The sequence below is a fragment of the Caenimonas soli genome (genome assembly GCF_013155545.1).
GTDB lineage: Bacteria > Pseudomonadota > Gammaproteobacteria > Burkholderiales > Burkholderiaceae_C > Ramlibacter > Ramlibacter soli.
The window spans coordinates 1-1,570 of the sequence record NZ_JABJVV010000045.1 but is presented as its reverse complement, the minus strand read 5'-3'; the positions used below and the strand labels follow the sequence as shown (position 1 = coordinate 1,570).

Sequence of the window (1,570 nt, the reverse complement as noted above, 5' to 3'; positions counted from 1 at the left end):
CTATTGTGTTGAAGAACTCGCTTTTGGCTGCGCGCGGTAGCGCCTTCGCGGCGCTTGATTGAGTCAATGCAGAAGCGCCTGATCAGTTCGAGGTCATCCTCGCACTTTCATACAGGTATCAGCCTTCCGTTTTCTGCCTTCGGGGCGAGCCACTTAGCCATTCTTCGCAAGTTTTGGACGGCCGCGGCCATCAGGAACTCGTCTCGCGCACCATTTAGGCCCCGCAGTCGCAGCCGATCGAGCTTCAAGATGCGTTTGAGGTGCGCAAATAGCATCTCCACCTTCTTTCTTTCCTTGCGCGACTGCTCATAGGCCGGCGTTGTGCATACAGTACGCGCGACATCGCGCGCACCTTCGTAGATGCTGCGGGCAATCCTGCGATGCGGCGTGTTCGGGCAGCAGCGTTGCTTGTGGGCACAGCCAGCGCAATCCTCATTCTTGGCGCGAAACAGCACTGTGCTCTCGGAGGTTGGCCGTCCGGTCGTGGTCAGCTCCTTGCCGCCGGGACATTCGTAGCTGTTGCTCTGCTCGTTGAACTGGAAGTCCGAACGGCTGAAGGTGCCGTCATCGCGCTGCGCCTTCTCCCACACCGGGATGTGCGGCTCGATCTGCTTGTCATTGACGATCCAGTTGAGCATCGGAGCTGCGCCATAGGCCGTATCGCCCACCAGACGTTTTGGCTTGAGATCGAATCGCTTTTCGACGCGCTCGATCATGGTCTTTGTTGAATCGACTTCTTCTGTCCTGTGCGCTGGCGTTGCCTCCACATCCACGATGATCCCGGCGTCGAGATCGATCAGGTAGTTGGTCGAGTACGCGTAGAACGCGGGGCCACCCGGAGCGGCCGTCCAGCGTGCCGCCGGATCGGTCAGCGAAATGTTCTTGGGTGGATTCGGTGGCGCAGTCGGTGGTTCGGATGGGTCATCTGTCGGGTTGCCCGCATCCAGTGCCGACAGATACTCCCGCACTGCACGGGTCGGGCCATCACCCTGAGCCCAGTCGAAACCCTCGCCGTCCGGCACACCTCGTGTCCGGTTCGCATCCGCCTTGATCACACTGGCATCGATGGCGAAGCCTTCGCCTGCAACCAGCCCTTCATTCATGCAGCGGCGCAACACGGTCTCAAAGACGTGGCGAAATGCATCGCTCTGGCGAAACCGGCCATGCCGGTTCTTGGAGAAAGTGGAGTGATCGGGAATGCGATCCTCCAGACCCAGGCGGCAGAACCAGCGGTAGGCCAGGTTCAAGTGAACCTCCTCGCACAGGCGCCGCTCAGAGCGGATCCCAAAGCAATAGCCAATGACCAACATCCGGATCATCAGCTCGGGGTCGATCGATGGCCGGCCCGTGTGACTGTAGAAGGGCGCCAGGTGGCGGCGCAGATCGCTCAAGTCCAAGAAGCGCCCTATACCCCGCAGCAAATGATCCCGCGGTACATGGTCTTCCAGATTGAACGCGTAGAACAACGGCGCTTGGCTCGCGCCTTGGTTTCCCATCATGGCCCACTCCACCCCTCGAGTTGGTCGTGGCCTAAATCTAGAAGGTCAGCAGGAGTTTTTCAACACAATAG

The 1,570-nt window shown here is 59.6% G+C and carries 1 protein-coding gene; it reads right to left on the bottom strand.

Annotated features, from left to right (window positions below; genetic code table 11):
- Positions 1-107 precede the first annotated feature (107 nt).
- Positions 108-1,499, bottom strand: coding sequence for a transposase (locus HNE04_RS27790; RefSeq protein ID WP_172227136.1), 1,392 nt, complete (start codon positions 1,497-1,499; stop codon positions 108-110).
- Positions 1,500-1,570 lie beyond the last annotated feature (71 nt).

Excerpts from the sequence above, each read along its gene's own strand:
- HNE04_RS27790 (WP_172227136.1), bottom strand. The coding sequence starts at position 1,499 with ATGATGGGAAACCAAGGCGCGAGCCAAGCGCCGTTGTTCTACGCGTTC.